Source organism: Hydrogenophaga sp. 2FB (genome assembly GCF_005503365.1).
Taxonomy (GTDB): domain Bacteria; phylum Pseudomonadota; class Gammaproteobacteria; order Burkholderiales; family Burkholderiaceae_C; genus Hydrogenophaga.
Map to the genome: position 1 here is coordinate 39,228 of NZ_SCML01000031.1, position 26,067 is coordinate 65,294.

25 protein-coding genes and 1 tRNA gene are annotated in these 26,067 nt (G+C 66.0%); 4 read left to right on the forward strand and 22 right to left on the reverse strand.

All coding sequences use genetic code 11. From position 1 onward, the window contains the following. Positions 1–124: 124 nt before the first annotated feature. A complete protein-coding gene (locus tag FFS09_RS18310) occupies positions 125–895 on the forward strand; it encodes a hypothetical protein (protein WP_137920337.1) in 771 nt (256 codons plus the stop codon). A gap of 66 nt (positions 896–961) precedes the next feature. Here the strand turns inward: FFS09_RS18310 and FFS09_RS18315 are convergent, their stop codons facing one another. The 15 genes from FFS09_RS18315 to FFS09_RS18385 all read right to left on the reverse strand — a co-directional run bounded on the left by FFS09_RS18315 (position 962) and on the right by FFS09_RS18385 (position 13,955). Beyond that, positions 962–1,939: an SDR family oxidoreductase gene (locus FFS09_RS18315; protein ID WP_137920338.1), complete on the reverse strand. Its 978-nt coding sequence runs from the start codon at positions 1,937–1,939 to the stop codon at positions 962–964. A 76-nt stretch (positions 1,940–2,015) separates the two neighbouring features. Continuing rightward, positions 2,016–2,756, reverse strand: coding sequence for a sulfite exporter TauE/SafE family protein (locus FFS09_RS18320; protein WP_137920339.1), 741 nt, complete (start codon positions 2,754–2,756; stop codon positions 2,016–2,018). A gap of 61 nt (positions 2,757–2,817) precedes the next feature. After that, positions 2,818–3,765, reverse strand: a complete 948-nt coding sequence (locus FFS09_RS18325) for a Bug family tripartite tricarboxylate transporter substrate binding protein (RefSeq protein WP_137920340.1) — start codon at positions 3,763–3,765, stop codon at positions 2,818–2,820. A gap of 301 nt (positions 3,766–4,066) precedes the next feature. Then, complete coding sequence (locus tag FFS09_RS18330; RefSeq protein ID WP_137920341.1) at positions 4,067–4,960, reverse strand: LysR family transcriptional regulator; 894 nt, start codon at positions 4,958–4,960, stop codon at positions 4,067–4,069. Positions 4,961–4,966: 6 nt separating this feature from the next. Next, positions 4,967–5,887: a LysR family transcriptional regulator gene (locus FFS09_RS18335; RefSeq protein WP_137920342.1), complete on the reverse strand. Its 921-nt coding sequence runs from the start codon at positions 5,885–5,887 to the stop codon at positions 4,967–4,969. A gap of 68 nt (positions 5,888–5,955) precedes the next feature. Then, positions 5,956–6,789, reverse strand: a complete 834-nt coding sequence (locus tag FFS09_RS18340) for an amidohydrolase family protein (protein ID WP_137920343.1) — start codon at positions 6,787–6,789, stop codon at positions 5,956–5,958. Positions 6,790–6,844: 55 nt separating this feature from the next. Next, entirely contained in the window at positions 6,845–7,531 is a 687-nt protein-coding gene (locus tag FFS09_RS18345; protein ID WP_137920344.1) for a fumarate hydratase C-terminal domain-containing protein, read from the reverse strand. Then, on the reverse strand, positions 7,525–8,460 hold the full coding sequence (locus tag FFS09_RS18350) for a fumarate hydratase (protein ID WP_137920345.1): 936 nt from the start codon (positions 8,458–8,460) through the stop codon (positions 7,525–7,527). The genes FFS09_RS18345 and FFS09_RS18350 overlap by 7 nt, the downstream gene beginning before the upstream one ends. Before the next feature lie 11 nt (positions 8,461–8,471). Next, positions 8,472–10,220, reverse strand: coding sequence for an L-aspartate oxidase (locus FFS09_RS18355; RefSeq protein WP_137920346.1), 1,749 nt, complete (start codon positions 10,218–10,220; stop codon positions 8,472–8,474). Then, positions 10,217–10,567 (reverse strand): succinate dehydrogenase/fumarate reductase transmembrane subunit, encoded by a 351-nt coding sequence (locus FFS09_RS18360; protein ID WP_137920347.1) that lies wholly within the window; start codon positions 10,565–10,567, stop codon positions 10,217–10,219. Before FFS09_RS18360 ends, FFS09_RS18355 begins: the two co-directional genes overlap by 4 nt. Beyond that, the gene (locus tag FFS09_RS18365; RefSeq protein WP_137920348.1) at positions 10,564–10,899 is read right to left on the reverse strand and encodes a succinate dehydrogenase; all 336 of its coding nucleotides are present in this window, start codon (positions 10,897–10,899) and stop codon (positions 10,564–10,566) included. Before FFS09_RS18365 ends, FFS09_RS18360 begins: the two co-directional genes overlap by 4 nt. Before the next feature lies 1 nt (position 10,900). Beyond that, positions 10,901–11,635 (reverse strand): succinate dehydrogenase/fumarate reductase iron-sulfur subunit, encoded by a 735-nt coding sequence (locus FFS09_RS18370; RefSeq protein WP_137920349.1) that lies wholly within the window; start codon positions 11,633–11,635, stop codon positions 10,901–10,903. Positions 11,636–12,059: 424 nt separating this feature from the next. Further along, positions 12,060–12,135 (reverse strand) — tRNA-Ala (locus FFS09_RS18375). Positions 12,136–12,167: 32 nt separating this feature from the next. Next, positions 12,168–13,079 carry an NAD(P)-dependent oxidoreductase gene (locus tag FFS09_RS18380; protein ID WP_137920350.1) on the reverse strand — a complete coding sequence of 304 codons (912 nt, stop codon included), beginning with the start codon at positions 13,077–13,079 and terminating at the stop codon, positions 12,168–12,170. A gap of 114 nt (positions 13,080–13,193) precedes the next feature. Beyond that, entirely contained in the window at positions 13,194–13,955 is a 762-nt protein-coding gene (locus tag FFS09_RS18385; RefSeq protein WP_137920351.1) for a GntR family transcriptional regulator, read from the reverse strand. Positions 13,956–14,028: 73 nt separating this feature from the next. Here FFS09_RS18385 and FFS09_RS18390 point away from each other — a divergent pair, with 73 nt between their 5' ends. Beyond that, positions 14,029–14,934, forward strand: coding sequence for an alpha/beta hydrolase (locus FFS09_RS18390; RefSeq protein WP_252374421.1), 906 nt, complete (start codon positions 14,029–14,031; stop codon positions 14,932–14,934). 250 nt (positions 14,935–15,184) lie between these two features. Here the strand turns inward: FFS09_RS18390 and FFS09_RS18395 are convergent, their stop codons facing one another. Next, a complete protein-coding gene (locus FFS09_RS18395) occupies positions 15,185–16,162 on the reverse strand; it encodes a GMP reductase (RefSeq protein WP_137920352.1) in 978 nt (325 codons plus the stop codon). A gap of 234 nt (positions 16,163–16,396) precedes the next feature. On the opposite strand from FFS09_RS18395, the gene FFS09_RS18400 reads away from it, so the two are divergent. Continuing rightward, a complete protein-coding gene (locus FFS09_RS18400) occupies positions 16,397–18,814 on the forward strand; it encodes a UvrD-helicase domain-containing protein (protein ID WP_137920353.1) in 2,418 nt (805 codons plus the stop codon). A gap of 19 nt (positions 18,815–18,833) precedes the next feature. Here FFS09_RS18400 and sorU read toward each other — a convergent pair whose 3' ends face one another. The 6 genes from sorU to FFS09_RS18430 all read right to left on the reverse strand — a co-directional run bounded on the left by sorU (position 18,834) and on the right by FFS09_RS18430 (position 24,994). Beyond that, a complete protein-coding gene (gene sorU, locus FFS09_RS18405) occupies positions 18,834–19,178 on the reverse strand; it encodes a SorU family sulfite dehydrogenase c-type cytochrome subunit (RefSeq protein ID WP_137920354.1) in 345 nt (114 codons plus the stop codon). Continuing rightward, complete coding sequence (sorT, locus tag FFS09_RS18410; protein ID WP_137920355.1) at positions 19,175–20,407, reverse strand: SorT family sulfite dehydrogenase catalytic subunit; 1,233 nt, start codon at positions 20,405–20,407, stop codon at positions 19,175–19,177. Before sorT ends, sorU begins: the two co-directional genes overlap by 4 nt. A gap of 76 nt (positions 20,408–20,483) precedes the next feature. Then, on the reverse strand, positions 20,484–21,092 hold the full coding sequence (locus tag FFS09_RS18415; protein ID WP_137920356.1) for a hypothetical protein: 609 nt from the start codon (positions 21,090–21,092) through the stop codon (positions 20,484–20,486). Between the two features lies 1 nt (position 21,093). Then, positions 21,094–21,633: an RNA polymerase sigma factor gene (locus FFS09_RS18420; protein ID WP_137920357.1), complete on the reverse strand. Its 540-nt coding sequence runs from the start codon at positions 21,631–21,633 to the stop codon at positions 21,094–21,096. A 108-nt stretch (positions 21,634–21,741) separates the two neighbouring features. Further along, complete coding sequence (locus tag FFS09_RS18425; RefSeq protein ID WP_137920358.1) at positions 21,742–23,892, reverse strand: PhoX family protein; 2,151 nt, start codon at positions 23,890–23,892, stop codon at positions 21,742–21,744. 103 nt (positions 23,893–23,995) lie between these two features. Continuing rightward, entirely contained in the window at positions 23,996–24,994 is a 999-nt protein-coding gene (locus FFS09_RS18430) for an AraC family transcriptional regulator (RefSeq protein WP_137920359.1), read from the reverse strand. Positions 24,995–25,198: 204 nt separating this feature from the next. Here FFS09_RS18430 and FFS09_RS18435 point away from each other — a divergent pair, with 204 nt between their 5' ends. Beyond that, positions 25,199–26,026, forward strand: coding sequence for a class I SAM-dependent methyltransferase (locus FFS09_RS18435; RefSeq protein WP_137920360.1), 828 nt, complete (start codon positions 25,199–25,201; stop codon positions 26,024–26,026). The last annotated feature ends 41 nt before the right edge of the window (positions 26,027–26,067 follow it).

Consider the following 26,067-nt stretch of genomic DNA (forward strand, 5'->3'; position numbering starts at 1 on the left):
TGCGCGCCGGGTGGTGCGCGCACGCCAACGGGCACATGCATTGCCCCCGGAAATCCAGATGTCGCCAGCCCTGACACGGTGGCGGCATCTGCATCTGTGGACCGATCATTGAAAGGACATTTCCATGAATCAGCAAGGCAACCGGGGTCGCCAACAGGGTGGCTCCCAGCAAGAGGCCTACAGCCAGCAATCCCGCCAGCAAGGGGGCGGGAACGACCCGTCACGCCAGCCGCGGGGCGACTACGGCGGCAGCGAGCGCGGGTACCCCCCCGGGGGCAGCGGCGACTGGCGCCGCGAGCAGGACTACCGGGGCGGCTACCGGGACGATCAGGGCATGCAGGCATGGCGCTCGCGCAGCGAACAGGAGCGCTTTGGCGCCCCGGGTCAACCACGCGATCCGTATGAGAGTGACCAGGGCGAGTCCTATGGCAGCGGGCGGCAACAACACAGCCAGTGGAGCGACTACGGCGACCAGGGTCGGGAGTATGGCCAGTACGGCTTGCATGACCGCGATGACGCTCGCTATGGCCCGTATGGCCAGGATCAGCGCCGCCCCAGTGCCCTGGACCGGGACTACCGCGGCGCCGGCTACGCGGGCCCTGGTGGTTATGGCGGTGGCTATGGCGGCCCGGAGCCCGGCTATGGCCGTGGGCGGTGGAGCAGCGGCCAGCGCGAGAGCGAGCAGTTCGACCCGGACTACGACCAATGGCGGCGCGAACAGCTCCGGGCGCTGGACGACGACTACAACCAGTGGCGCCAGGACCGCTTCAAGAAGTTCTCTGAAGAGTTCTCCACCTGGCGCTCCAACCGCGGTCAGCAGCAACAGCAGTCCACCGCGGGCACGAAGACCGAGGCCGGGACCACGCCGGGCAAGACCCACAAGGACAACAGCTGACGCCGCGTGCACCGCACCTGAAGCCGGGATCCCTCCCGGCTTCTTTTTCGTGTGGTGCCGTGCGCGTCAGATCGCGCCCACGCTGCCGGTGACGGGCAGCACGATGCCGGTGATGTAGCCCGAGCAGACCGACGATGCCAGGAACACATAGGCGGGCGAGAGTTCTTCGGGCTGGGCGGCGCGTTCGAAATCGGTCTTCTGCCCGAATGTCGCCACCTTCTCGGCCGGCAGATCGGTCGGGTTGAGTGGCGTCCACACCGGACCGGGCGCGACCGCATTGACGCGGATGCCACGCGGCAGCAGGTTGCTCGCCAGGGATTTGGTGAACGCGTGAATCGCGCCCTTGGTCGCGGCGTAGTCGAGCAGGTGGGCACTGCCGCGCAGGCCCACCACCGAGCCGGTGTTGATGACGCAGGCGCCTTCCTTCAGGTGGGGCAGGGCGGCACGCGTCATGCGGAAGTAGCCGCCCAGGTTGGTGTCCCAGGTTTCCTGCAGGCGTTCGTCGTCGATGTCTTCGATGGAATCGGCGTGCTTCTGGAAGGCGGCGTTGTTCACCAGCACGTCCAGCCGGCCAAAGGTTTTCACGGTGGCGGCGACGGCCTTCTTGCACGAGGCCAGGCTTTTCACGTCGCTCTGCAGCACCAGGCACTGCCGGCCTTCGGCCTCCACGCAGCGCCGCGTTTCTTCGGCGTCGTCCTGGGACGAGAGGTAGGTGATGGCCACGTCGGCGCCCTCGCGCGCGAACAGAATGGCCACGGCGCGGCCGATGCCCGAATCACCCCCGGTGATCAGCGCCGCCTGGCCTTGCAGCTTCCTGCTGCCCAGGTAGTCGGGCGCGAGGAAGCGGGGGCGGAGCTTGAGGTCCGATTCCTGGTCATCGACATCCAGGTGCTGCGCGGGCAGCTTCGCGGGCTGGGCGCGAGCACCGGTTTGCGCGGGCGGTTTTCTGGCGTTCGATGCGCCCGATGACTTCTTGTTCCGGTCAAGACGGTCTTGTTTTTTCTGGATGGCTTTCTGCTTCTCAAGTGTTGCGGTGATGGGCATGGCGCACTCCCGTCAGTGGTCGGACCCCGGTGGGGCATGGCGCGTGCCAGGGGGTGGAAAGGCGAAGCGAGACGCGCTACGAGATCGCCCCACGGTAGATGGCCCCAACCGCCCCCGCTGCCATGAACAGGAAGAGCGCCTGTCGTGTTGATCGGGGCGTCAGCTTGTGCCGCAGGAACGAGCCCACGGCCAGTCCCAGAATGCAGAAGGGCAGGGCCCACAGCGCGGTCGTCAGCAGCCTCTCCTGTTGCAGCAAGCCGGCTGTGGCGAACACCGCGGCGCGCACCAGGGCGCTGCAGAAGATGACCGTTGCAATGGTGGTTCTGAACACCTCGGGGTTCACCAGACGGCGGACGAGATACGTTGTGTAAATCGGCCCGCCGGTACCGAAGAGTGCACTGAACACGCCGCCGACGAGCCCGGCGGGAGCGGCCCAGATGGGTGGCAGCGCGTCCAGCTCCCGCTGTGACGAGGCCCATGCCCGTCCGATGGCGAACAGCACAAAGGTGCCCAGCCCGATCAGCAGCCATCCCGAAGAAACGCTCGAGAGCACCGTCGTGCCGATGGCCACGCCCACGAGCATGAACGGCAGCAGCCTGCCGAGTTCCGCGAGCGAGACGCCGCGCGGATTCCTCAGCACCACGGTGGTCGTTGCCACGATGTCCAGGAGCAGCACCAGCGGGACCGCAAATTGCAGCGGGACCACCTGCACAAGCACAGGCACGGCCACCATCGCTGCGCCAAATCCCGTCGTCCCGAAGACAGCGTAGGCGACCGCGATCGTGGCGAGAACAAGAGGCAGGCTGTCACCGCTCATGGACACTCCGGTGGATTCAGGTGGGGGAAGGCCGATCCGCTTGCGCGGATCGGGGCGAGGCTCAGTTGGCCTTGATGCCGCGCTTGGCGACCAGCACCTTCCAGCGCGTGGACTCCTGGGCAATGTCCTTCACGAGCTTTCCTTGTTCCGAGATCGCTGGCGACATGCCTTGTTCGGCCATGTAGCGCTTCATGGTGGGCTGAACGACGGCTTCGCGCAGGTCGGCATAGGTCTTCCCTGTGATGGCGTTCGACGTGCCCACGGGCGCCATCAAGCCGAACCAGCCGACAAACTCGAAGCCCGGCAACCCCGCCTCGCTCGCGGTGGGCACATCGGGCAGCAGCGCAGAGCGCTCGGTTCCCGTGACGGCCAGCGCGCGAACGCGGTTGCCCTTGAGCAGCGGCGTGATCGCATTGATGTTCGCCACGGCCATCTGCACGACGCCCGCCATCAGATCGGCGTAGGCGGGGCCCTCCCCCTTGTAGGCCACGTGGGTGAGCTGCAGACCGCTGGCATCGGCAAAGGCTTCGCCGGCCATGTGCACCTGGCTGCCGTTGCCGGCGGAAGCAAAGTTCAGCACGTGCGGATTTGCCTTGCCGTACGCGATGAGTTCCTTCAGCGTTTTGGCAGGCACGTCGGCGTTGACCGTGACGACCATGGGGCCGTTGGCGACCTTCGAGATGAGCTCGAAGCTGTCGGCGGAGTAGGCGAGCTTTGAATAGATGAACGGGTTGACGGTGAACATGCTGCCCGATGCGAGGAGCAGTGTGTAGCCGTCCGCCGGTGACTTGGCGACGATTTCGGCACCGAGCGCACCACCGGCTCCCGGTCGGTTGTCGACGATCACCGGTTGCTTCCAGAGCTTGCCGAGTTCGACGGCCAGCGCGCGTCCCAGCAGATCGGTCGCACCACCGGCGGCGAATGGCACGACGATGCGCACCGGTTTGTCCGGCCACGCATTCGCTTGGGCCCACGCTGGCGCGGCGAAGAACGGGGTCGACAGGGCCATCGCGAGACAAGTGGCTTGCGTGATGCAGCGTCTGCGATTCGCGCGCTCAAACGGGCGGAGAAATGGACCCGTGCTGGTGGTGTGGGAAGCCGTGGAATTCGGAACGTTCATCGTGTCTCCAATCTGTGTTTCGGTACTCGCGACCACCTGATCGCGCTGACAAACTTTAGGGACTCACGTGCAAATCAAGAAGCGACTAATTCTTGTCTCAGTGATGAGCAGCGGTCGTCATCTCCTGTCGACAGGCGTGACTTGAACTACCGCGCAACGCAGTACTTTTCTCCCATGAAAATGAGGCCGCTTACGCCGGTCCGAAGAAGCGTTGGAAGGTGCTGTTCATCGCACGCTCGTGATGAACAACGATGTGAAAGGGGCGTGAGATGGCAGGGAGGTCCGTGCACAGCTCGACCAGCGCGCCGGTGCGCAATTCCTCGGCGACGAGCAAGCGGGAAAGACAGCTGATGCCAACGCCCAGCACAACGGCCCGGCGGATGGCCTCCGAACTGCCCAGCACCAGCGGGCACTTCAATGGACCCAGGTGTGGCAGCAGAGCGCTTTGAACGGCATCCCGCGTGCCGGATCCTTCTTCACGGACCAACCACGTGGCGTCGCGCAGCGTCGCCAGATCGAGTGGCACATGCGGTGGAAATTGCCGCAGGGTGAGTGGGTGGTGGGGCGCGGCCACGACGATCAGCTCATCGTCACGCCAGTGCGTGAGGACCAGTCCGGGCACGTTGCTCGGACCCTCGACAACACCCACATCCGCCTTGAAATCGGTGATGGCGCGCAGCACCTCTGACGTGTTCCCGATCTGTATGTCGACACGGGCGCAGGGATGGATGCGGAGGTAGTTTGCGAGCAGGTCCGGGACCAGGTAGTTGCCGACCGTGGAGCTGGCCGCAATCTTGAAGTGACTCGATGGGTTGGGTCCATCGAAGTCCTGGCTGATGGCGCGCGCTGCCTCCAGCAGGGTCATGGCGCGCACGTTGAGTGCCCGCCCCGATTCGTTGAGCACGAGCTTCTTGCTGACGCGGTCGAAGAGCTGCAAGCCCAGCGTCAACTCGAGGTCACTGAGCGCTGCACTGGCGGCCGATTGCGAGATGGATACGTCGGCGGCTGCGCCGGACGTGGAACCGGTGCGCGCGATCGCTGCAAAGATCTCGAATTGACGCAGTGTGAATCGCAGCGCAGCCATGTACCCTCATCGATTGCGTGCGGGACGCGGTCGGGGTTCTCCCGCCTTCGTGGGCGCGGGCCTGACAGAGACGGCCCGCAGGGCGTCGATCAGGAAACGGGAGAGATGCGCGCGCGGATTGTTGCGCGGCACCAGGACACCCAGCCGGCGCGTCAGCGGAGGGTTGCCAAACGGAACGGCACGGATGGACGGGGGAAACTCACCCTCAACCGCTCTTGAGGGAATGATCGAGGAACCGAGGCCGTTGGCGACCATGGCCACCACACCTTCCAGAGTGTCGATCTCCATGACCGATCGCACCGTGATGTCGCGACGGACGAGCTCTTGCTGAATCAGATTGCCCACGCGCGCAGAGCGGTTGAACCGGATGTAGGGCGTCTGCTCGAGGATCTCCTGATCCGTGGCTGGGTCGGTGCTCTGGTGGGTGATCACCATCAGCGACTCATCGATGAAGGGGAAGAACTCGAGGTCTTCGCGCGGCGTGCCGGGCTCCGTGACAATGGCCGCGTCCAGCTGGCGGTGAAAGACCGCTTGCTCGAGATCGTGGCTCAGTCCGGTGGTCAGGTGGATGTCCACCCGGTGACCCATCTGTTGCATGTGTTTCAGTGCCAGCGGGAGGACACCGGAAACACAGGTGTGCACCGCGCCCAGCTTCAGCAGACCGCCCGACGCGTCGCGCTTGAGCGATTCGCTCATGCTCTCCCAATGGGCAATCAACTCGCGGGCGCGGTGCGTGAGCACCAGGCCAGAGTCCGTCAAAACCGGCGGGCGCCGGCCGCGGTCGAACAGCGAGGTGCCGAGTTCTTCTTCCAGCCCGCGCATCTGCATGCTCACCGCGGGCAGCGACAGGCCCAGCGCCGCCGCGGCTTCCGCAAAGCTGCCACGGTCGGCGATGGTGATGAGGGTGTAGAGGGTCTTGACGTCCATGGCGGTCTGCGTGTTTTGTTTCAGCAGCCTTGAGCGTATCGTCTTTGCCCTTGGGTCACGCAGAACGCTCAGATGCCCAGCAACTTCCGGGCGTTTCCGCCCATCACCTTGGCGAGGTGCTCGGGTTTGATCGGCAGGGTCTCGAACCAGTCCTTGTAGTCCTTGACGGGGCAGAACGGGAAGGAGCTGGCATAGAGCATGCGATCCGAGAGAAAGGTGTCGGCCGCGCTGACGTACTGCTCCCAACCCGGCATGCGCGAGAAGTACATGTCCGGCGACAGGTACATGTTGGGACGGCGAAACGCGATGTGCAGGATCTCGGTGACCCAGGGCCATCCGCCATGCGCGACCACCACCTTGAGGTTCGGGAAGTCGGCCAGCACACGGTCCGTTCGGATGGGATCGGAGTAGCTCAAGTCCGGACCCGCTGTGCCGCCCACCATCATGATCACCGGGACCTTGCGGTCTTCGCAGTGGGCATAGATCGGGTACAGGCGCCGGTCGTCCGCATACATGGGATTGGGATAGGAGCCCGGCTCGATGTTGATCAGCTTGAAGCCCGCCGCCAGCGCATTGTCGATGGTCTGGCATGCGCCGACCCGCGACGTGGGATCGATCGATGCCGCGCCAATGAATCGATTCGGGTGCTCCTCGACGATCCGCTGCACGTCCTCATTCGGCACGCTGCCCAAGGTACCGGCCAGACGGCCCACGACCACCCCGCGGTCGACCTTGGCCTGGTCCATCTCCTGGAGCAGCAGGTCCATGGACTGCTTCTGCGCGGCGATGGAAGGTGTGAAGCCGACGGTCCGGGTGAATCCGTCGCGGCGTTCCCCTGCGGAATACATCAGGGTGTCGCGGAACCCGCCAACGGGTGGGCGGATGCGAAAGTCAATGATCATGGGAGGGTCCTGCAGGGGCTTGCTGAGTTGCGTGTGAGGGGAGGGCATGCGCGGTCTACATCACTTCGTTGCGGCGGTCATCCGTCTCGCCATACCGGTGCAGCGCGGGTGGCTTGAGGCCGGCATACAGCTTTTCGATCCCGGCGTTGATCACCTCGCCGTGTTGCGCGAACAGCGAGTTGCCCTGCAGGTCGCTCTCGACAATGAACGGCCCGAAGTTCTCGACCTCGAACACCCACATCGCCTGCGCGATGCCCAGCTCGTCCAGCCAGAACACGTCGCGCACGCGCTTGATGCCGCGGCCCAGCAAGGCACCCGTTCCATACCCCACGGTGGTGAGGTAGATGGCGCCGTTGGGCGCCAGGATCTTCTTGTAGTCCTCCGCCGGCATGCCGCCCTTGCCGATCAGGATGCGTGCGCCGGTGCGCTCGAGCCAACCCGGAATCCACTTCGAGAAGCGGAAGCTGGCGGTGGCGGTCACGGCGCCGACGTTGTAGCCACCCTCGTCGTTGGGCGCGGCCGCGGGCGAGCAATGGAAGTTGACGTTGCTGATGGACCTCAGATCCAGCGGCAGGGGCACGCCGTTCTCGAGCACCTTCTTGTAGACACCTTCTCGCGCCGTGTAGACCACGCCGGTGAGGTAGACCGCGGAGCCCAGCTCGAGCCTGGAGATGTCCTCCGTCGTCGCGGGCAGGTTGAGATGAAACACCTTGATGTCATCGGCTTCGTTGTTGTCTACCATTCGACTGTCTCCCGACGCATGTAAGGGGTGAACCACAGAGGATCCGTGCGGTATTCGATCTCGCCGTTCGGATGGATGCGCGCCGTGGCGCGGCGTGACGAGAGGCAGAACGTGTGGATGCTGATCGGCATGCCTCCCGTGTGCGTGTAGCCGACCTCGATGTGGCAGTCGACCACCATGGAGGAACCGACGAAGCCCATGGCGCCCATGCCGATCGAGTTGCCCAGCTGCTTGAGCTCCAGCTCCAGCGCGGCGATCTTCGGATCGGGATTGCGGTCGCCGACCACGCGCAGGCAGGCAGCTTGTTTGCCGAGCTGCATGCAGGTGTCTTTCGAGCCGCCGAGACCGATGCCGACGATCGCGGGCTGGCAGGCCAGGCCGCGTTTGCCGAAGGCGATCAGGGTGTCGAGCACGAAGCGCTTGATGCCGTCGATGCCATCGCCCGGAAACAGCATGCGGTAGTCGGTGCCGAACAAGCCACCCTTGTGAACGGTGGTGATGTCGATCCAGTTGGCGTCGGGCTCGAACGAATACTCGATCTCGGGCGCGTTGATGCCGACGTTGTTGTTGTGGTCCGTGCGCCAGAGGGGATGTACCCGGTTCGGGCGCAAGGGCACCAGTTGCGTCGCATCGGACGTGGCCTTGCGCAGTGCGCGTTCGACGGCGACGAATCCCGATTCCACCGAGGCTTCGTTGCCGACCTTGACGTAGTACCGCGGCAGGCCGGTGTCCGCGCACATGGGACGCCGATCTTCATCGGCCGCCTCCCAGTTGTCCTGCATGGCGTGGATGACGAAGCGCGGCAGTTTGCCGGTCTCCTTCTTCTGCGCTTCCTTGATGCCGTTCTTGTAGTCGACCGGGATCTCGATCGCGGCGCGCCGCATGATCTCCAGTGCGGCTTCGCCGACTTTGTGGATGGGTATCTTCATCGTGTGAATCCTTACGCTGGGGTCTTTGGCGGCTGGCCCGCTTCGCCGGTGATGAGAGAGGTGCCGGGCCGGACGATGTCGAATGACACGGGAACCATCTCCAGGTCGATCTCGTCGCCATTCGCGGACACGCGGGTGTAGCAACTGGTCTCGAGATCGCCGGGCTCCGGGAAGTCCTCGCGGAAATGGGCGCCGCGGCTGTTCTCGCGGGCAAGGGCGGAGACCGTGATCACTTTGGACATGTCGACCAGGCTTTCGAGGTTGAGCCAGTCGTGCCAGGTCAGGTTGTAGCGACGGTCGCTGTCGGCGACCCCGATGGCGCGCAGGTCGGCACGGTGGCGCGCCACGGATGTCAGGCCGCGTTCCATCGCCTCGCGCTGGCGCAGCACGCCGACGTCGTCCCACATGGTTCGCGACAGCGCGTCGCGCAGCTCATGGATGGCCCCGGAGGGGCGTGAGAACGGGTACTCGGCGCGCTCGATGCCTTGCTGGATCACGCGGTTGTCCAGGTCTCGCCAGTGCGTCACGCGCGACGCATACGCGGCCATCGAATCGCCGGCGATGCCGCCAAAGACCGTTGAGTTGGCGACGCCGTTGCCCCCCAATCGGTTCGCGCCATGGACCCCGCCGCAGTCTTCGCCTGCGGCAAACAAGCCGGGTGACGCGGTCGAGCAGTCGACGTTGAATTCGACACCGCCCATCAGGTAGTGCGCGGTCGGCACCACCTCTACCCGTCCGCCGGCGAGGTCGAAGCCGCAGTCCTTGCAGCGGTTGACCATCCCGGGGAAGGTCTTGGCGACCTTCTCCGGTCCGAGGTGGCTCATCTGGATGTAGACACCGCCCATGGGGCCCGTGCGGCCCGCGCGCATTTCGGCGTAGATGCCGCGGCTCACCACGTCGCGCGTGGCCCGCTCGCCGCGCGCGTCGTAGTTCGCCATGAAGCGCTCGCCGTCGCCGTTCAGGAGATACCCGCCCGCGCCGCGCAGTCCTTCTTCGAGCACGGTGCCGGTCATGCGGGTGTCGGGCCCGCCCAGGAGCCCGGTGGGATGGAACTGCACCATCTCCATGTCCCTGAGCTTCAGCCCGTAGCGCATCGCCATCGCGAGACCGTCGCAGGTCTTGTCGCCGGAGGGCGTGTGGTAGCGGTACATCGTCGGGCCGGCCCCGGTGGCCAGCAGCACCGCCTTTGCCTGGACGACGCGGTATTCGCCGGTCCGCATGTCGATGAACAGAACGCCCGCAATGCCCGATCCATCCGCGGCCGGGATCAGCTCGATCGCGCGGTGCTCTTCGAGCTCTTCCACGTCCAGGGCGCGCACCTGTTCCATCAAGCGGTTGATGATTTCGATGCCCGTCAAATCTGCCTTGTGAACGGTGCGGTCAAAGCTCTGGCCCGCGAACGCTTTCTGGTGCAGCGTGCCGTCAGGGTTGCGATCGAAGAAACAACCGATCTCGTTCTCGAGTTCGCGCACCCGTTCCACGGCACCTTCGACCAGGCGCCACGCGAGGTCCTGTCGCGGCAGCCACTTGCCGCCTTCGATGGTGTCCATGAAATGCCGCTCGACCGAGTCGCCTGCCGACAAGGCCACGTTGTAGCCGCCCTGGACCATGCGGGTGCAACCGCATTTGCCGAGCAGTCCCTTGACCGCGACGCTGACCTTGAGCGCGGGGTTTGCCTTCTTGGCGTGCAGTGCTGCAAACAGGCCAGCGCCACCGGTGCCCAGGATCAGGATGTCTGTTTTGTGGTGACGGATGTTCATTGGACGACTCTCGCGGCGAATACCAAACCGATGACGAACGAAACGATCCCGCCCCACGTGATCCAGGACAGTCGGGCATCGCGTGTGGTGCTCCAGGGCAGCAGTTCCATGGCCAGGAGCCGCAAACCGAAGCACATGTGGATGGACAGCAGAATGACCAGTCCCCATTCCCCGAACTTGAAGGCGCCCATCTCGGCGAGCTTCAGGAAGCCATCGAGCCGTTGGGATTGCTCGAGCGCCAGTCCGAGGACGTAGAAATGGGCCGGCAGGAAGATGCCCAGCGCGAGCCCGGACAGGCGGTGGCCCAGAAACGCCCAATACGCCTTGTGATTTCTGGGCGACTTCATGAGAGCAGCCCTCCAACCGCCACCACCGCACGCAAACCCATGAACAGCAGCAGCGCTGAGAAGGCGGCGCTGATCATGCCCGCTGTCGTGCGGGACAGCCTGGCCCATTCGATGAGGATGTTGCGCACGCCGATGGGCACGTGTATGCCGACGCTGACGACGAACAGCGTGTAGAAGCTGATCCAGCCCCAACTGCCTTGCGTGCGCGACAGGATCTCGCCGGCGGTCAGCCCGCCTTGAACGGCGTACACGATCAGACCGACGTGGATCAGGACGAACGGCGCCATGATCATCGCGGTGAGGCGCTGGAGCGCGAACAGTTTCTGCTCCATGTCAGCCTCCCTTGAGGAACAGGGTGAGGGCGTTCTTCTTGAGTCCCGCGATCGAGCCTGTCGGGCTAAGTTCGACCGGGCAGTGGGTCATGCAGCTGCCCTGGCTGTGGCAGGAATTGCAGCCGCTGCCGGAGGTGGCTTTGCGCAGCACGTCGGTCGGGTCCGCGTGGCGCTCGTCGTTGAACAAGGTCCAGGCCCGGTTCAACGCCGCCGGCCCGAGGTAGTCCTTGTTCCACGACACGACGTCACAGGCCGCGTAGCAAACGCCGCAATTGATGCATTCGATGGCTGCGTCTGCCATCTTGCGCTTGCGGCTTTGCGGCAAGACATGCGCGGGCGGGTCGTGGCGGGTGGCGGTGCCCACGAAGGTGTTGCCCGCCTGCTTCCACTTGCCAAAGAACTCCGCCATGTCGACGACGAGGTCCTTGACGTGCGGCATGTTGCGCAAGGGCTCGATCACGATCACGCCGTCTTCTTCCACGCGGCTGACGTGTGTTCTGCAGGTCCAGCGTGGCTTGCCGTTGACCGTCATCGCGCAGGAACCGCAGACGCCCACGCGGCACGCGAAGCGATAGGACAGTGTCGGCTCCTGGGTTCTTTGCACCTCGGTGACCACGTCCAGCACCGTCTGGTTTTCCCGCCAAGGCACGGCGTACGTGGCGTGATCGCCCGACCCCGGGCCGCGGTTGATACGGACCTTGAGCATCCGTTGTTCTGTTTCTGGTTTGTTGTCCATCGTGGTGATCCTTGCGTGGCCGGGTTCGTCGATGGCGCAAGTTTATAAGTTAAGAAAAATAAAAACAAGACATATCAAGTTAAGTTGTTGCGATTTAAATCATGGGGTTTTCCCTGGGTATCAGTGTTTGAAGGTGGCAGGTGACGCACGTGGTTTTCCGACGGCGATCGAGCCGATGAAGGGCACCTTGCAGACGAAAAAAAGCAGCCACCCGAGGGTGGCTGCTGGCTGGTTTCACAACGTTCCGTGTGTGCCCGTCAACGGCGTCGAGCCGCGCGGGTGGGGTGCACCACGGCGCCGCTTGCTTGGCCGTGGGGACTGGGTCAGAGAGGCGCTGGCGACGGGATTTGACGTGTCTTTTGCGCGTGCCATGCCAAGCCGAAACAAAAAGGGCCTTGTGCGAACAAGACCCTTTGAATCGTGGTGGTGGAGACGAGGAGGATCGAACTCCCGACCTTCGCATTGCGAACGCGACGCTCTCCCAGCTGAGCTACGTCCCCATCGCCGGAAATATTAGCAAAGAAGCGCCGTTTCAGGTCATGCCATTGCGGCTGGCGAGTTCGACGAACAGCGCCGAGTGGTCCAGGTCGGACAGGCCATGGTCGACGGCTTGTGCATACAGCTGCTCGAACAATTGCGTGATGGGCGCGTCGAACCCCACCTCCTGTGCGGTGGCCATGGCGTTGCGCATGTCTTTGAGTTGCACCGACACCGCGCCGTGCTTGGTGAAGTCGCGCTCGATCATGCGTTGGCCATGCACTTGCAGGATGCGGCTGTCGGCGAAACCGCCGGTGATGGCCTCTTTGACTTTGCCCATGTCGGCGCCGCCTTTTTCGCACAGCAGCAAGGCCTCGGCCACCGCGCCGATGGTGATGCCCACGATCATCTGGTTGGCCAGTTTGGCGAGCTGGCCAGCGCCGTGCGAGCCCACATGCACCGGTTTGCCGAGCAACTCGAGGATGGGTCGCACGCGTTCGAACTGGGCCGGCTTGCCCCCCGCCATGATGGCCAGCGTGCCTTGTTCGGCGCCCAGCGGGCCACCCGACACAGGCGCGTCCAGGTGGTGCAAGCCCTGGGCCGACAGGCGCGTGGCGTGGTCGCGCGCCTGTCGCGGCTGGATCGACGACATGTCCACCACCACCGCGCCCGCGCGCATGCCTTGCGCGGCGCCTTGGTGGAACAGCACGTCGTCCACGACGCTGCCGTCCTCCAGCAGCAAGATCACCACGTCGGCCTCGGCCACCGCTTGCGCGGGGGTGTCGGTCACCGTCGTGCCCATGGGCAGCAGGCGCTCGGCCTTGCTGCGCGAACGGTTCCATGCGCTGACCTGCAAGCCTGCTTCGCGCAGGCGGCGCGCGATCGGGAAACCCATCATGCCGATACCCAGCACGGCCACGCGTGTCGAGGTGATCGGATCGCTGGACGGGGGGGCGGAGGTGTTCATGTGGGTCCGGTGGGATCTGAAACAGGGGCCACGGCCTGCGTGGCACCCAGTCAATGGTAGGCAAAAAAAGGCGGTTTCCGGGCCAGGCCCGGAAACCGCGCTGAAGTGGGTCGACTACGCGAGTAGCCGATGACCACGGAGTTGTGAGGTCCTGGGCTTGCGCGCCCGTGGTGGGGGAGTGACCGCCCGCGTCCGGGCGTTCAGCTCTGTGCTCAGCAAATGGCTGGCTTGTTGGCCGTGTTGGCGCATCAGTGCGTCGGCGAGCGCCACGTCGCCGCTGGCCACGGCCCGGGCAATGGCTTCGTGCTCGTCCCACACCGGCTCGCGCACAAAGTCCGCTTGCAAGGCCGCGCCCATGGCGCGGCGGATGTGGTGCCAGTGCAGCAAGGCGCTCTGTTCGATGAGCGGGTTCTGCGTCGCGCGGTACAAGGCGGTGTGGAAGGCGAGGTCGGCATCGATCATGGCCTTGATGTCGCCGCGCTTCACGGCGTCACGGCCGCGCGTCAACAACGCCGGGTCGAGCACCGTGCGGCGCTCCGTCGCCAGCCGCACGGCCAGGCCGTCGAGCGCGCCGCGCACCTGGTACACCTGCGCGATCCAGGCGGTGTCCAGCGGCGTGACCTGCAGACCGCGGCAACGCCCGGCCGGTCCGTGGGTCTGGGGTGCATCCTGCACGAAGCCGTCTTTCTTCAGCAGCCGCAGCGCCTGCATGACCGGCTGGCGCGAGACCGCGAGTTGCGCGGCCAACTCGTCCTGGGTGATGCGCTGTCCGGGCGCCAGCGAGCCCGCGCTGATGGCGTCGAGCAGTGCGCGGTAGACCTGATCGGTCAGATCGGGTGCGGCACTTGGCTGAAGGGACGGAAGCGGCTGGGTCATGGGCAGTTTCGAATTCCGTATACAGAATACGGTAAATACCACCGGGGGTGTTGAAGAACGAGAGAAAAACCCCATGACACAATGCGCCCACATGACGAATCCCGCCTCTTTTGACCCCGCCTGGCTCGAGCGCGAGTACAACAACCGCGCTCGGGTGCCTGAGCACCCGGCCTATTTCGAGCGCTGGGCGCGCGACTCCGCCCAAGCGCGCGAGAGTGGCCGCAGCCTGATCAACCTGAGCTACGGCCACGGCGCCGGTGAGACGCTGGACGTGTTCCCCGCGCGGCGCAAGCCGGGGGCACCACCCGCACCGGTGCTGGTGTTCATCCACGGCGGCTGGTGGCGCAGCCTGGACAAATCCGACCACTCGTTCATCGCCCCGGCCTTCGGGCAACACGGCGCATGCGTGGTGATGCCGAATTACGCGCTGTGCCCGGCGGTGACGATCCCGGATATCACGCTGCAGATGGTGAAGGCGCTGGCCTGGGTGTACCGCCACATCGCCGCCCATGGCGGTGATCCGGATCGCATCACGGTGGTGGGGCATTCGGCGGGCGGCCACCTGGCGACCATGATGCTGGCGTGCGACTGGACCTTGGTGGGCGACGATTTGCCCGAGTCGCTGGTGAAGAACGCGCTGTCGATGTCGGGCCTGTTTGATCTGGAGCCGATCATGCACACGCCCTCGCTGCAGGCTTCACTGCATCTCACACCCGAGCAGGTGAGAAAGGCCAGCCCTGCGCTGCTGCCCGCGCCACCCCTGCGCGAGCGCGGCCGCGGCGAGTTGGTGACCGTGGCGGGTGCCGAGGAAAGCAGCGAGTTCCTGCGCCACAACCGCCTGATTCAGCAGGCCTGGGGTGAGACGGTGGTGCCGGTGTGCCAAGCCTTGAAAGGGTTGAACCACTTCAGCATCGTCGATGCGCTAGCCGATTCGAAACACCGGCTGCACAAGATGGTGCGGTCTTTGCTCTCGGTCTGAGGGGGTTCTGTTTTTTTGTTTTTGGTGCCGTGTCGCGCCGTGTGGCTCCGGTCATCGGCGACCACGGGGCACGGCTCCGCGGCTGTCCCCCGAGTCGGCTTCGCCGCCTCTCCTCCTTTACGCCGCTGCGCCGTACCCCATGGCCACCGATGACCTCGTTGGCACTCGAACAAGGGGTGCGCCACCCGTCCACGAGCCCGCGAGGTAGCCGACCGAAACGGCTAGCGAGAAGACACCCCAGTGAAGAGGGTCACATCAACAGATGCTCACCCGCGTTGTCCCCACCCAGGATCACGTAGTTCACCTTGCGGATGTCCATCAACTTCGTACCACCGGCGTAGCTGATCGAACTCTGCACGTCCTGCTCCATCTCGATCAGCGTGTCGGCCAGGTGGCCCTTGATCGGCTCCAGGATGCGCTTGCCTTCCACGTGCTTGTACTCGCCCTTGTTGAAGTCGCTGGCCGAGCCGTAGTACTCCTTGTACCGCTGACCGTCCTCTTCCACCGTCAGGCCCGGTGACTCTTCATGGCCGGCGAACAGCGAGCCGATCATCACCATCGACGCGCCGAAGCGGATGCTCTTGGCGATGTCGCCATGGCTGCGGATGCCGCCGTCGGCAATGATGGGTTTGGTCGCCACGCGCGCGCACCACTTCAGCGCCGAGAGCTGCCAGCCGCCGGTGCCAAAACCGGTCTTGAGTTTGGTGATGCAGACCTTGCCCGGGCCCACGCCGACCTTGGTCGCGTCCGCGCCCCAGTTCTCCAGGTCGATCACCGCCTCGGGCGTGGCCACGTTGCCCGCGATCACGAACGACGTGGGCAGTTTCTGCTTCAGGTAGCCGATCATGTTCTTCACGCTGTCGGCATGCCCGTGCGCGATGTCGATGGTGATGTACTCCGGCACCAGGCCCTCGGCCACCAGCGTGTCGACCGTGGCGTAGTCGGGTGCCTTCACGCCCAGCGAGATGGACGCGAACACGCCTGCGGCGTGCATGTCGCGCACGAACTGCACGTTGTCCAGGTCGAAGCGGTGCATGACGTAGAAGTACCCGTCCTTGGCCAGCTTGGTGCAGATCGGCACGTCGACCACGGTCTTCATGTTGGCGGGCACCACCGGCAGGCGGAACTTGCGTCCGCCGAGCTCCACACTCGCGTCACATTCCGAACGGCTCTCCACGCGGCACTTGCGCGGCAGCAGCAGGACGTTGTCGTAGTCAAAAATTTCCATTTGAACCAAGCTCCAGAAAGCTGTTGTTGAACAGGTGAGCGCTTGGTCTGGCCGGCTTTCTGGCCAAGGGCTTGTCATGCCGTGGCCAAAAAAAACCGGGCGCAAGAAGCTTGGGCCCGGTGCCCGATTCTAGGCGCAATGGAAATGACCCCCTTGTCCATGGGTTATGCAGGGCCATATGAGACCCATATGGATTTCCACATGAGGCGTGCCGGCGCTTCCTACAATCAACCCATGTTGTTTGAAGACCCCGTTGCCCCGTCCTCCCCGCTGCTCGCGGGCCTCAATGCCGAGCAAGGCGCCGCCGTGGCGCTGCCGCCCGAGCATGCGCTCATCCTCGCGGGCGCCGGCTCGGGCAAGACGCGGGTGCTCACCACGCGCATTGCGTGGCTGCTGCAGACCGGGCAGGTGTCGCCCGGCGGCATTCTCGCGGTGACCTTCACCAACAAGGCCGCGAAGGAAATGATGACGCGGCTGTCCGCGATGCTGCCGGTAAACGTGCGTGGCATGTGGATCGGCACCTTTCACGGCCTGTGCAACCGCCTGCTGCGCGCGCACCACAAGCTGGCGAATCTGCCCGCCACGTTCCAGATCCTGGACACGCAGGACCAGCTCTCGGCCATCAAGCGCCTGTGCAAGCAGTTCAACGTCGACGACGAGCGCTTTCCGCCCAAGCAAATTCAGTACTTCATCAGCGGCTGCAAGGAAGATGGGCAACGCCCGCGCGACGTGGTTGCGCGCGATGAGGAGACGCGCAAGAAAGTGGAGCTGTATGGGCTCTACGAAGAACAGTGCCAGCGCGAAGGCGTGGTCGACTTTGGTGAGCTCATGCTGCGCAGCTACGAAGTGCTGCGCGACAACGACCCGATCCGCGAGCACTACCAGCGGCGCTTTCGCCACATCCTGATCGACGAGTTCCAGGACACCAACCGCCTGCAGTACGCCTGGATCAAGATGTTCAGCACGCCACCGCTGGCGGGTCTGGGCGATTCGACCAACGCGGTGTTCGCCGTGGGCGACGACGACCAGAGCATCTACGCCTTTCGCGGCGCGCGCGTGGGCAACATGGCCGACTTCGTGCGCGAGTTCAACGTGCGCCACCAGATCAAGCTGGAGCAGAACTACCGCAGCGCGAGCAACATCCTGGATTCGGCCAACCAACTCATCAGCCACAACACGCACCGCCTGGGCAAGAACCTGCGCACCGACGCGGGCGCAGGCGAGCCGGTGCGCGTGTTTGAAGCCACCAGCGATTTCGCCGAAGCGCAGTGGATGGTCGACGAAATGAAACAGCTCGCGCGCGAAGACGTGCCGCGCAGCGAAATGGCCGTGCTCTACCGCAGCAACGCCCAAAGCCGCGTGGTGGAAACCGCGCTGTTCAACGCGGGCTTGCCGTACCGTGTGTACGGTGGCCTGCGCTTTTTCGAGCGCGCCGAAATCAAGCACGCGCTGGCTTACCTGCGCCTGCTGGAGAACCCGCACGACGACACCAGCTTTCTGCGCGTGGTGAATTTCCCGCCACGCGGCATCGGTGCGCGCAGCATCGAGCAGTTGCAGGACGTGGCGCGCGCGTCGGGCTGTTCGCTGCACGATGGTGTGAGTGCGGTGACCGGCCGTGCCGGTGTCGCCATTGGCGCGTTCGTGGCCAAGCTCGATGTGCTGCGCGAGCGCTCCGATGGCATGACCCTGTCCGAGATCATCGAGCTGGTGCTCGCGCACAGCGGCCTGGTGGAGCACTACCGCAACGAGCGCGAAGGGCAGGACCGGGTGGAAAACCTGGAGGAACTGGTGAGCGCCGCCAAGAGCTTTGTCGGCATCGAAGGCTTTGGCCGCGACGCGGTGGCTCGCTCGGGAGATGCCCCAGGGCAAGCGCTCACGCAGAGCCCGGCGAGCCAGGGGCTGGATGCGTCTTTGCCCATGCTGGACGAAGCCCTGGCCCCCGATGCCGAAACCGGTGAGACGATGAGTCCGCTCGCCGCCTTCCTCACCCACGCCGCGCTCGAGTCCGGCGACAACCAGGCTCAGGCCGGGCAGGACGCCGTGCAGCTCATGACGGTGCACGCCGCCAAGGGCCTGGAGTTCGATTGCGTGTTCATCACCGGCATGGAAGAGGGCCTGTTCCCGCACGAGAACTCGATGAGCGACCGTGATGGTCTGGAGGAAGAGCGCCGGCTGATGTACGTGGCGATCACGCGCGCGCGCAAGCGGCTCTACCTCAGCCACTCGCAGACGCGCATGCTGCACGGCCAGACGCGCTACAACATGAAGAGCCGCTTCTTCGACGAGTTGCCCGAGGCCTGCCTGAAATGGCTCACGCCGCCACAGCCGGCCTGGTCCGCGCCGGTGGCGGGTGGGGGCGGGCAGTGGCAGAACGGCCGCCGCAACTTCGGCGCGCCGGCCGCGCTGCAGCCGTCGTGGTCGCCGGGCTTCAAGGAGCGGGGCGACCCCAAAGGGCTGGGCCAGAAAGCCCCCGAGCCCGATCGCGGCACCGAGATCCGCGCGGGCCTGGCCGTGTTCCACAACAAGTTCGGCGAGGGCAAGGTGCTGGCGGTGGAAGGCGCGGGCGACGACGCCCGCGCGCAGGTCAACTTCACGCGCCACGGCACCAAATGGCTGGCGCTCAGCGTGGCCAAGCTCACGCCGATCGAGTGAGCTGAGCCAGCGGCGCCGGTCAGTTCGCGCCGGTGGCTTTGGACACGTAGGCCGCGAGCGCGGCAATCTGCGCATCGCTGAGCTTGCCGTTGTAGGACGGCATCTGTCCGATGCCATTGCGCAGGGCGGTGGCCACGCGCTTGGCGTCGGGTTTGAGCTCGTCCAGGCTCGGGCCCACGGCGCCTTCGGCCCCGGCGTCCTTGAGCGTGTGGCACACGGCGCAGGCCGGCACCGAACCTTGCATGAACAAGGCCTTGCCTTGCTGCAGTAGGGCGGCGTTGTCGGCGGCCGATGCCGGCAGTGCGATGGCGGCCAGCGCCCAGGCGGCGATGCCCAGGGCAGTTGTGTGGAACCGACGCGTCATGCCACGCTCACTTTCACGGCGTGGTCGAGCCAGCTGGTGTTGTTGTAGCCACCGGCGTTTTCCACGCGCTGCTCGGGCTGCACGTTGCCGGCGGTGTCGGTGGCGCGGCTGGCCAGCGTGAACTGGCCCGCGGGCAGGCGTGCCGCGAACACGAACTGACGCCAGGCAAAGCGGCCCAGGTCGGGCCCCACCAGGCGCGCGAGCTGCCAGGTCTTGCCGCCATCCAGCGACACCTCGACCTTGGCCACGCCATTCATGCCGCCGAACGCCACGCCATGGATCTGCGCGTCGCCCGCTTTCAGGGTAGCGCCGTCCGTGCCCGGCCCGTTGATCCAGGACTTGACCGACATCTCCTGCACCGATGGCTGCGAAGGGTCGCCCTTGGCGCCGGGTGGGGAGATGCGGTAGCCGTGCGACATGATGCGCGCGTCGGTTTCCTTGGCCGTGAAGGCCAGGCGCTTGATGTACTTGATCTGGTTCACGCCGGTGTAGCCCGGCACGATCAGGCGCAGCGGGCCGCCATGGGCCAGCGAGATCGGCGTGCCGTTCATTTCCCAGGCCAGCAGGGCATCGTTCATGGCGCTGGCGGGCACCGAGCGCTCGACGATGATGCTCTTGGGGTCCAGGCCATCGGGCAGCTTCTCGCCACCGGTGCCGGTGAGGTGGAGCATGCCGGCGTTCAGGCCGCCGAGCGCGTCGACCACCCAGCGCACGGGCACGCCGCTCCAGACCACGCAGCCCGCCGCGCCTACCTGCCACGGCGTGCCGCTGGGTTTGCTGGGGAAGTAACCGCGGCCGTTGCCGGAGCACTGCATCACCATGGCGGTGGTCTCGATGCCCATGCGCTTGAGGTCGCCCAGTGTGAGCTTGCGCGGGTTCTTGACGCCTTCGATCTCGATCACCCAGGCGTCGCGGTCGGCCAGGATGGCGGCGTCGGGCGCGGGCAGGTTGTTGCGCAGGTAGAGCTGTTCCGACGGCGTGATGACGCTGGTGCCGAACGCGCTGCGTTTGGTCTCGATGGTGGTGCTGCTGTGCACGATGAGGCTGGGCGCATCTTTCCAGCCGACATACGCGGGCAGCGGCTTGGCCGCGCCGGCCACGGCGGGTGCCGGCGTTTCGCCAGCCGCGGCGGCCGTGCGGCCGAAGCCGGCCAGGCCGGCGGCGGCCAGAGCGGCACCACTGCCAGCGAGCAGCTGGCGGCGGGGGAGCGACGTGGGTTGTGGGTTCATCTCAAGGTCTCCGAGGGATGGGGCGTTGTGCGCCGGTTGGGGTGAATGGATGTGCGGGTGTGGATCGGCGGGCGGTTCAGCCTGGTCGAGCCACCGGTGCGCGTTGCAGCGCGGCCTGGGCCACCGCCAGGGCTTTCTTCTGCTGGGCCACCAGCAGCAAGGGCTTGCCCTCGCGCGAGCGGATCACTTTCCAGTGCGCGCTGTTCCACCAGCCACTGGACTCGCTCAGGTCCACGGGCTGGTCGAACGCGTACACCGTGACCATGCCGCCCTTTTCGAAGAAGGTGGTGAGGTGGTAGGCCGTGTGACCCTCGATGTCGCACGGTCGCATGAGCTGCGGGAAGCCGGGCAACACCTTCGCGTCGGGCATGCCCAGGTGCGCCAGCAGCTGGCGCGGGTCCATGAAGCTGCCGCGCAAGGTGCGCTCGTGGTACTCGTGATCGATCGCGTTGCGCACCACCGCGGGCGGGCGCATGGCCAGCACCGCGCCGGTGCCGGTGGCGGCCAGCAGCAGGCCGGCAAGGAAGCGCTGGACCGGGCGCCGCTTGAGCAGAGGCGCAGGTCGGCGGAACAGGTGGGGTGGGGCTTCGCCCGGTTCGTAGGCCAGGGCCAGTTCGGCGCGCGCGCGCAGATCGAAGGCGCTGTCGTCGCGCGCGCTCGTGGGGTGTTGATCGTCGTGGCTCATCTCAAACCTTTCGCAGGCGTGCGCCCGACATGCCAGTAGCCTGCGCGGGTACAGGTTGAGGGGGTGTCGTCATGGCCGACTTGAGGGCGTCGCGCGCCCGCGCCAGGCGCGAGAGCACGGTGCCCGGCGCGATCTCCAGCGCCTCGGCCATGCGGGCGGTGGGCATGTCGTCGAAGTAATAGAGCACCAGCACCTCGCGGTGGATCGGTGCGATGCGGCTCAGCGCCTTCACGACGTCGAGCTTGTCGTCCAGCCCGTGGTCGGGGGCGGCCTCTTCCGGGTGGTCCTCATCGTTGAGCGACACCACATCGGCGGGCGCGAGATGGCGGAACGCGCTGCGCCGCATGATCTGGAAAAGCCAGGCGCGGGCCAGCCCGGCCTCGCGCAGCTGGTCGCGGTGGCGCCACGCGTTGGCGAAACAGTCCTGGACCACGTCCTCGGCCAGGGCGCGCGAACCCGTCAGCGCCCACGCGCTGCGAAACAGGAAGCGGTAATGCTCCCGCACCCAGGTGTTGTATCGGGACTCGGCAGACTGGAACATGGTGATCTAGAGCGCCAGTAGACCCGTTCCATTCCCTCCGCTTGAAAAAATAGTTGTGAGGCGGGCCGTTGCGGCCCACCCCGATCCGCCGCAGGGCGGGTCGTGGGATCAGGTCCCGATCACGCCACCGTCGTTCTTCGTGATCACGATCGTGGCGGAACGCGGCCGTTGGCCCGCGCCGTAGCCCGCGTTCGCCGGCCACCGGCTCTCGAACTTCGACGGGTCGTTCACATCGGCCATCCTGGTGTTCTCACCGGCGTGCTGGACGTTCACGAAGATCGTGCGGCCATCGGGCGTTTCGGTGATGCCGGTGATCTCGGCGCCTTTCGGGCCCACCAGGAAGCGCTTGAGCGTGGCGGTCGTCTGCGGTTTGCCGACGTGTGTCGTCACGGTGCGCTCGCCGTGCGCCAGCGCCTTGCTGCCACCGTCGCCACGCTGGCCGGGCAGGGCAGCGAGCAGCATGCAGTTGGTGGTGTCGGTGTAGGCGCCGTCGTCGGTCTGGATCCAGCACACACCGGTGGCTTTGCTGAACACCAGGCCATCGGGCGAGGACAGGTCGTTTTCCGCGGTCAGGTGCGAGAGGTTGACGGTCGACTTGTCGGCACCGGCTTCGGCGCCGAACAGGTAGATGTCCCACAGGAAGCTGGCGTCGGTCGGGGCCTTCTCGGCCAGGCGCACGATGTGGCCGTTCACGTTGCCCTTCTGTTCCTTGCCGGCCTTGAGGTCGGTGTAGGCGCGCGGGTTGGCCGGGTCGGCGGTGGCCGGCGTGCGGTTGCTGTTGTTGGTGAGGGTGATGTACACCTCGCCGTTCTTCGGGTTCACGCCGCCCCATTCCGGGCGGTCCATCTTCGTCGCGCCCACCGCGTCGGCGGCCAGGCGGGTGAAGACGGCCACGTCGGCGTTGCTCTTGAATTCGAAGTACGAGCTGTTGGCGATGACGGGGTTGTCCATCGACAGCTCCAGCCACTCGCCGCTGCCGTCGTCCTTGAAGCGCGCCACGTACAGTGTGCCCTTGTCGAGGTACTTGTCGCCCGCGGCGAGGCGGTTGGCCGGCCTGGCGTCGGCCGCGTCCCACTTCGCGTCGGACACGAACTTGTAGATGTACTCGCCGCGCGAGTCGTCGCCCATGTAGGCCACCACCGGCTGGCCGGTGGTGGCGCGCGCGAAGGTCGCGTTTTCGTGGCCCAGGCGGCCGAGCGCGGTGCGCTTGCGCAGGGCCTGGCGCTTGTCGTAGGGGTCGATCTCGACGATATAGCCGAAGGTGTTCATCTCGTTGCGGAAGTCGTCCTTCGCGCTCGCGCCGATGGCGCTGTTGTTCCAGCGCGTGTAGGTGTCGCTCGCGCCACCGCTTTCCCAACCGTGGCGGCTGGCCGCGCCGGCCTTGCGGCCGTAGCGGTTGAGGGCCTGCACCTGCTTGTCCTTCTTGCGCGCGTCGTCGTCCTTGGCGTCGCGGAAGAAGTAGCCGAACCAGTTCTCTTCACCCGAGATGAAGGTGCCCCAGGGCGTGCGGCCGGTGCCGCAGTTGTTGAGCGTGCCACGGGCCTGCGTGCCGTCGGGGCTGTACTTGGTCACCAGGTGCTCGCTGCCGCGCGCCGGGCCGTGGATGGCGGTCGGGGTCATGGTGGTCACGCGGCGGTTGAACGCCGAGCCCGGCTTCGCGGCCCAGGCCTTGCCGTCGGTCTGCACCTCCACGACCGCGATGCCGTGAATCATGAGTTCCTTGTCGATCTCGGCCGCCGGGCGTGGCAGTGTGGACGTGCCGCCGTTGGCGTGGATGAAGAAGGAACTGAGCTTTTCGTCGGTGGTGGCCTCGTGGTTCATGGCCAGCAGGCCGCGCGAGGCGAAGGTGTCGGACGGCTGGCCCGAAGCATCGAGGCCGAACCATTCGATGCCATCGTGGTGGTCGCCCGCACGGTTGCCGAAGTCGGCGTCGGTGCCATCGTTGCGGTAGGCCGGTGTGTCGGCGGTGAGCGGATCGCCCAACGCGTAGATCACGCGCGCGGTGTAGCCGGCGGGCACGCTGACCTGGTCGGCCATGGTCTTGGCCACGGGCGCGAAGCCCAAGGCGTTGACGGGCGCGACCGGACCCAGGGTGCTGCAGCCGCTCAGGGCTGCAGCGCCGCCCAGCGCCGTTGCGCTGGCGGCACCCACACCACCGCGCAGCAGGCTGCGGCGGCTCAGGCGGGCGTGCAGGACATGGTCGAACGCGGGGTTGGCGCTGGTGTTGGAATCTTCGTCGTTGAAATGGGCGTGGGGCATGGCGATGACCTTGGGTGAATGGATCACCTCGGATCATGTGCAAGCCGTGTGAAAGTCTGGTGACAGATCGGGTCGTTTTCCGTGACGGCGCGCGGCCAGGCACTCACGCCGTCTGGGCTCGCCGCCACGCGGCGGGTGGTTGACCCACCAGGCGCTTGAAGGCGCGCGCGAAGGCGGCCTCGGAGTCGTAGCCCACCTCCTGGGCGATGGCGGCCACCTTGGCATTGCCCTTGCGCAGCAGTCCCGCACCCAGTTGCATGCGCCAGTCCGTCAGGTACTGCATCGGCGCCTGCCCGGTCAGGTCGACGAAGCGATCGTGCAGGGCCGATCGCGACAGCCCTACCTGCCGCCCCAGCTCCTCGACGCTCCACGGGTCTGCCGGACGCTCGTGCATCAGCGCGATGGCCTGTCCGACGTGCCGGTCGCGCAGGGCGCCCAGCCACCCCGCCGAGCCCGGCGGCAGCGATTCCAGGTAACGCCGCGCCGCATCGACAAACACGAATTCGCTCGCGCGCTCCAGGATGGCGGCGCTGCCGGCGCGGCGCTCGCGCGACTCGGCCACCGCCTGGTCGAGCAGTTGCGTCGTCCATGTCCCCAAGGCGCCGGCGGGCAGGTGCAACTGGGGTGGCAAGGCGTTGATCAGTGGGTTGAAGGGCTTCATGTCGCAGGCGACAAAACCGCACACCACGACCGAGCGTGCGTCGTCGGCAGGGCCCGGCAGGCCGGGCCGCAGCACGCCGCGGTGGTAGGCCACGGCGATCGGCTTCGGATCGTTGCGTGTCTCGTACCGCCAGCTGCTCTGATCCTCGATCGCATGCATGCCCGGCGCGCTGGAAATCACGTGACCGTCACCGCGCGGAAACATGATGATGTCGCCGGTGGCCAGCCGCACCGGCGCCTGGCCGTCCGACGCAGCCCAACCTTCGCCCTTGGCCATGAGGTGGTAGGCGAGCACATGGTCGGCGCCCGGCATGAGCGCACCGGCCAGCATCGGCGACGGCGGCGTCTCGGCCGCCCATTCGCCGTCGAAGCTCACGTAATAAAAGATCGCGCCGCGCAGGCGCACGCTGCGCAACACGTCGGACAGGGGATCGTGGCTCATCGAAGACTCCTGCCGTGAGGGGTTTCGATCAAGTCGCCCGGACGCACGGCATGGACCAGGCCTTGCAGGCCGCCAACGGCGGACGCTCGAGCAAATATGCCCAACAGAAGGTGAAGCGTCAATGGCGGCGATTTTCCAGAATGAATCCATCGGCGCCCCCCGCGTCGATGCACCACCCAAACCCCTTCTCAGGAGCCCCATTCCATGAACGCCGTCATCGAAAAACCCGCCCCGGATTTCACCGCCATCAAGCAACGTCAGCAGGCCACCTGGGCCAGCGGCGACTACGCCGCCATCGGCACCACCTTGCAGATCGTCGGCGAGACGCTGGCCGAAGCCGCCGATGTGCGCGCCGGTCAGGCCGTGCTCGACGTGGCCGCCGGCAACGGCAATGCCTCCCTGGCCGCCGCCCGCCGTCACGGGGTGGTCACGTCCACCGACTACGTGCAGGGGCTGCTGGACAAGGGCCGCGCCCGCGCGCAAGCCGAGCACCTGCCGGTGCAGTTTCAGCTCGCCGATGCCGAGGCGCTGCCCTTTGCCAACGTCAGCTTCGACCTTGTCATGTCCACGTTCGGCGTCATGTTCACGCCCGACCACCAGCGCGCCGCGAGCGAAATGCTGCGCGTGACGCGCTCCGGTGGCCGGATTGCGCTGGCGAACTGGACACCCGCCGGCTTCATCGGCCGCCTGTTCAAGGTGATTGGCGCCCACGTCGCCCCGCCGGCGGGCGTGCAGTCGCCTGCGCTGTGGGGAACCGAGCCGCATATCGTCGAGCTGTTCGGCGCCCAGGCCGCGCACATCGAATGCCAGCGCCGGCACTTCCATTTCCGCTACCACTCGCCAGCGCACTTCGTGTCGGTGTTTCGCGAGTTCTATGGCCCGGTGCACAAGGCCTTCGCAGCGCTCGACGCCGCCGGTGCCCAGTCGCTCGAGCGCGCCATCACGGCCCTGCTCGAGGAGTTGAACGTGGCCGGCCCCGGTTCGCTGGTGGTGCCCAGCGAGTACCTCGAGATCGTCGTCACCAAACACTGAACAGCACTCCCACGGCTGTGGCGCAAGCCACGGTCGCGGTG